The organism is Rhodococcus sp. CX, assembly GCF_015865005.1.
Classification (GTDB): Bacteria; Actinomycetota; Actinomycetes; order Mycobacteriales; family Mycobacteriaceae; genus Rhodococcus.
In genome coordinates this window covers 14,760-19,177 of the sequence record NZ_JADZGH010000072.1, presented here as the reverse complement: position 1 = coordinate 19,177, position 4,418 = coordinate 14,760, and the positions used below count along the sequence as shown (strand labels likewise).

The 4,418-nt window shown below is 67.9% G+C and carries 6 protein-coding genes and 2 pseudogenes; 1 reads left to right on the top strand and 7 read right to left on the bottom strand.

Annotated features, from left to right (window positions below):
* The 6 genes and pseudogenes from I0Q12_RS32385 to I0Q12_RS08165 all read right to left on the bottom strand — a co-directional run.
* Positions 1-171 (bottom strand): annotated as a pseudogene (locus I0Q12_RS32385) (GTP-binding protein); the annotation flags it as partial.
* A 236-nt stretch (positions 172-407) separates the two neighbouring features.
* On the bottom strand, positions 408-878 hold the full coding sequence (gene rpsG, locus I0Q12_RS08185) for a 30S ribosomal protein S7 (RefSeq protein ID WP_068159523.1): 471 nt from the start codon (positions 876-878) through the stop codon (positions 408-410).
* Complete coding sequence (gene rpsL, locus I0Q12_RS08180) at positions 878-1,252, bottom strand: 30S ribosomal protein S12 (protein ID WP_197251459.1); 375 nt, start codon at positions 1,250-1,252, stop codon at positions 878-880. Before rpsL ends, rpsG begins: the two co-directional genes overlap by 1 nt.
* A gap of 322 nt (positions 1,253-1,574) precedes the next feature.
* Positions 1,575-2,141, bottom strand: a complete 567-nt coding sequence (locus I0Q12_RS08175; RefSeq protein WP_197251458.1) for a DUF3558 domain-containing protein — start codon at positions 2,139-2,141, stop codon at positions 1,575-1,577.
* Positions 2,138-2,680, bottom strand: coding sequence for a DUF3558 domain-containing protein (locus tag I0Q12_RS08170; RefSeq protein ID WP_197251457.1), 543 nt, complete (start codon positions 2,678-2,680; stop codon positions 2,138-2,140). The genes I0Q12_RS08175 and I0Q12_RS08170 overlap by 4 nt, the downstream gene beginning before the upstream one ends.
* A gap of 11 nt (positions 2,681-2,691) precedes the next feature.
* Positions 2,692-3,321: a TetR/AcrR family transcriptional regulator gene (locus I0Q12_RS08165; RefSeq protein ID WP_197251456.1), complete on the bottom strand. Its 630-nt coding sequence runs from the start codon at positions 3,319-3,321 to the stop codon at positions 2,692-2,694.
* Positions 3,322-3,479: 158 nt separating this feature from the next.
* On the opposite strand from I0Q12_RS08165, the gene I0Q12_RS08160 reads away from it, so the two are divergent.
* Positions 3,480-4,031: a TetR/AcrR family transcriptional regulator gene (locus I0Q12_RS08160; RefSeq protein ID WP_197251455.1), complete on the top strand. Its 552-nt coding sequence runs from the start codon at positions 3,480-3,482 to the stop codon at positions 4,029-4,031.
* A gap of 34 nt (positions 4,032-4,065) precedes the next feature.
* On the opposite strand, the pseudogene I0Q12_RS32380 reads toward I0Q12_RS08160, so the two are convergent.
* Positions 4,066-4,418, bottom strand: a pseudogene (locus I0Q12_RS32380) (TetR/AcrR family transcriptional regulator); the annotation flags it as partial.

The window sequence follows — 4,418 nt, the reverse complement described above, 5'->3', positions numbered from 1 at the left end:
GTGGCCGGGGGTGTCGATGATGTTGATCTGGTTCTTGTTCCAGAAGCAGGTCACAGCGGCGGAGGTGATGGTGATACCACGCTCCTTCTCCTGCTCCATCCAGTCGGTGGTCGAAGCACCGTCGTGGGTCTCACCGATCTTGTAGTTCACACCGGTGTAGAAGAGGATGCGCTCGGTCGTGGTGGTCTTGCCGGCATCGATGTGCGCCATGATGCCGATGTTGCGGACCTTGTTCAGGTCGGTCAGCACTTCCTGTGCCACAGGTAAACCCCGCTCGTAGCTCGTGTCGGTCCTTGGGTGCGGACCACGTGTTCTTGTGTTGTCAGCCGGCCGTCACAGGACCGACACAGATGTGCGAGCAGCCGACCGGGAGGTGGTGGTAACCGATCCTCCCGGCCGGCAACGACTCACCAGCGGTAGTGCGCGAACGCCTTGTTGGCTTCAGCCATCTTGTGGGTGTCCTCGCGGCGCTTCACGGACGCGCCGAGACCGTTGCTCGCGTCGAGAAGCTCGTTGGCCAGACGCTCCACCATGGTCTTCTCACGACGCTGACGCGCGAAGGTGACCAGCCAGCGCAGGGCCAGCGTGGTGGAACGGCCCGGGCGAACCTCGACCGGAACCTGGTAGGTGGCGCCACCGACGCGGCGGCTGCGGACCTCGAGGGCGGGCTTGACGTTGTCGAGCGCGCGCTTGAGGGTGACGACCGGATCGGTGCCGGTCTTCTCGCGAGCCTGCTCGAGTGCCTCGTAGACGATGCGCTCGGCGGTGGACTTCTTGCCGTCCAGGAGGATCTTGTTGACCAGCTGGGTGACCAGCGGCGAACCGTAGACCGGATCGGCGATCAGCGGGCGCTTGGGAGCGGGACCCTTACGTGGCATCAGCCCTTCTCCTTCTTCGCTCCGTAGCGGCTGCGAGCCTGCTTGCGGTTCTTGACACCCTGGGTGTCGAGCGAGCCGCGGATGATCTTGTAGCGGACACCCGGGAGGTCCTTCACACGACCGCCGCGAACGAGCACCATCGAGTGCTCCTGGAGGTTGTGACCCTCACCGGGGATGTACGCGGTGACCTCGACAGCGCTGGTCAGGCGGACACGCGCGACCTTACGGAGAGCCGAGTTCGGCTTCTTCGGGGTAGTGGTGTACACGCGGGTGCACACGCCACGGCGCTGCGGGCTGCCCTTGAGGGCCGCGGTCTTGACCTTGGCGGTCTTGTCGCGGCGGCCCTTGCGGACCAGCTGATTGATGGTTGGCATCTACAGGCTTTCTCGTTGTCTGGAGCTGCTCACACGAGCAGCCTCGGCTGTTCTGAAATTAGGGATCCATCGGTTGGGACAAGGAAGCTGCTGCCCCGCACCCGCCCCCCATGTGCACACGAGGTCGGGCGTGTCGCGTACCCCCACACAGGCAGCCGGGGGCTCGCAAACTGCAGTTGTCTACAGACCGCGCGCACGGCACTACCTCGCATAGGCACACAGATCGGCCCGGGCATGCCGGACACGACCCACAACGATACCCGGCGGCGAGCCACGAGGTCAAAGTGAGCTGCCGCTCCCCCACCGACCTCGCACCGCGGCCTCAACTGCTCAGGTTGAGAGTGAGCCGGGCCAGTGTTGCGGCCGCTTCGCACGGGTCCGGATGCGCCGATCCGGGCACGTACTGCACCCACCAGCCGAAGATCCCCACGGTCGACGCGTTCGCGGAGACACCGCACGAATGCGGATCGGCGGGCCGTCGCATCAGGAGCGCCCGCCGGCCCTCGACGGTGGTGTTCTCCACCGCGTAGCCGAGCCGTTCGCCGGCCTCGCGTTCGGTGTCGAGGGCACCCGTCTCGAACCAGTTGAAGGTGACCTTGACCGGACCGCTCGGCCCGTCGCCGTCCCAGCGGCAGATCGCGCCGAAGAACCCGCGCAGCACGTAGTCGGATCCGACGCTCTCCGCGATCTGCTCGTCGGTGACGGCATCGCACTCGGTGAGCAGCTTGGTGAATTCGGCCGAGGCTCCACCCCCGCCGGCACCTTCCTGTACGGCGCGTCCCTCGATGGTGCGGCTGCACCCGGCGAGCGCTCCCCCGGCGACCACGGCGGCCAGCACCGCCGCGGCGGTCCGTCGCAGCCGGTTCGCGGTGATTCGGCGCGTGCTCATTCCACCGCCCTCTCCGCGGACAGTTCCGCGAGCCGGCGCGCGACCGCACACGCGTCAGCGGCGGGCGTGAAGTCCGCGTACGTGACGGACCAGTGGACGAAGTCGCCCCCGTATTGAAGGCCGATCTCGCACAGCACGGTCTGCCCCAGCTCGTTCTGCGCCGAGCCCATGAATCCCTCGTGACCGCCGATCTCGACGTCCTCGGCCGGGCGGCCTATCAGATCGGAGCCGGCGCGCTCGCGCCCAATGGGACTGCCCCGGTACCAGGAGAACGTGACGCTCGGCCCGCCGACCACCGTCTCCCATTCGCACCCGACCGAATTGCGGGTGACCGTCGCGAACGCGCCCAGACCGAACGCGGCGGCCACCTCGTCGTCGGTGACCGAGCTGCACTCCCCGAAGAACGGACCCGGCTCGGTGACCTGCTGGGCAGGAGACACGTCGGCGGCCGGAGGCGCGTCGTCGCCGGAACCGCACCCGGTGGCGGCGAACCCGAGGGCCGCGACCGCGGCCAGCATCGTGGCCGGCTTGGCAAGCATGGATACTGACCTTACCCAGCCGAGTGCTCGGTCGCCCGGCGGCGCCGCGCCGCGTCGATGACGGTGTCGAGCTGGGCGGCCCAGTTCCGCACGATCTCGGCACGTCGCCGCGAATCGTCGGTGAGCACGTCCGCGAGACCGAGACCGCGGGCGAGATCGAGCGTGGCCTGCACCATGCGGTGCACGACCGGATCGGAGCCGTCCGCGTCGAGTTCCTCGAGAGCCACGCGGTGCGCGACGCGCCCGAAGTGTTCCTCCAGCGGCACGATGCGCGCCCGCAGTTCCGGATCGGCGGCCGCGGCGGTCCACACCTGCAGCGCGGCCCGGAACAGGCTGCCGGTGTACTGCTCGACGAGCCGCGCCACCACCGCCTCGGTGCGTGCCGGACCGTACGGCAGATCGATGCTCTCGCGGCGCACCAGATCCATGCGGCTGTCGAACATGAACTCGAGCGCCGCGGTGATCAGGTCCTCGCGGGTCGGGAAATGATGCTGGGTCGCGCCCCGCGACACACCGGCACGTTCGGCGACGACACCGACCGTGGTGGCACCCCAGCCGAGTTCGGCGAGGCAGTCGATCGTCGCTTCGAGCAACCGCCGGCGTGTGGCGCGGCTGCGGTCCTGCTTGGGCTCCCGCTTCACTGCTGCCCTCCGGTGTGTGTCGTGCTGTGCGGTTCCTCGGCGCTCTTCCCCAGAGCCGGCAGCAGACCCATGATGGCACCGCGCGGCAGGTCGCCGGGGATACGGCACGCCCTTTCGTACACTCGGGGACGACACGGACAGAGAGGGGAGGTCACGTCGTGGCAACACTCGTCAGGCGGGAAGACTATTTCGACGCCGCCATCGAGATTCTGTCTACGGACGATCACGGTGGCCTCAAGCAGGCACCTCTCTGCCGACGCCTGTCCGTCACGACGGGTTCGTTCTACAACTATTTCCAGAGCTGGGGTCAGTTCAAGACCGAGTTCCTGCAGCACTGGCTCGACAAGCAGACCCTGCGACTCGTGGACGCGGCCCGGCTCGTCGCCGAGTCCGATCAGCGCCTCGAACTGCTCATCGAGTTCGCATGCGGGCTGCCGCACCGCGCCGAATCCGCGATCCGGGCGTGGGCACACAGCGACGCCGAGGTCCGGGCCGTGCAGAACACGGTCGACCGGCAACGATTCGACGTCGTACTGGAAGCGACGACCGGTCTCCTCGGATCCGGCGCCGACGCCGAGAACTTCGCCCGGATGGGACTGTTCATCCTGTACGGATACCAGCAGTCGACGCCGCAGCCGGACCTCGAGCACCTGCGGTGGTCGCTGAAGAAGACGTTCGCGGACGCGCTGGCCGTGCGCGCACCGGCGTAGCGGTACTCGCCGCCCGCCGCGGAAGCACCGGTCGTCAGGCACGATCGAGCAGCACCTGTTCGAACTGCCGGCGCCATTCCCGCAGGTACGGATCGCTCTCGGCGTCCCGCGGATCGATCGCGTAGCCGAGCGCGACCCCGCGCATACTCGTGTACACGAGGTCGCGGATCTCGGCGTAGCGCGGATTCGCGGTCAGGTCCGGTCCGAAGAACCCGTCCGTCTGTTTCTTGATCATGCCGCCGAGCGCCCGTTCCAGCGGCAGCAGTTCGGTGCGCAGATCCTCGTGCGACCGCGCGGCCAGCCACAGTTCCATCGACGCCCAGAAGTACGGCTGGCGGAAGTGCTGCCACATCAGGTCCACGGCCACCGCGATCCGCTCGACCGGTT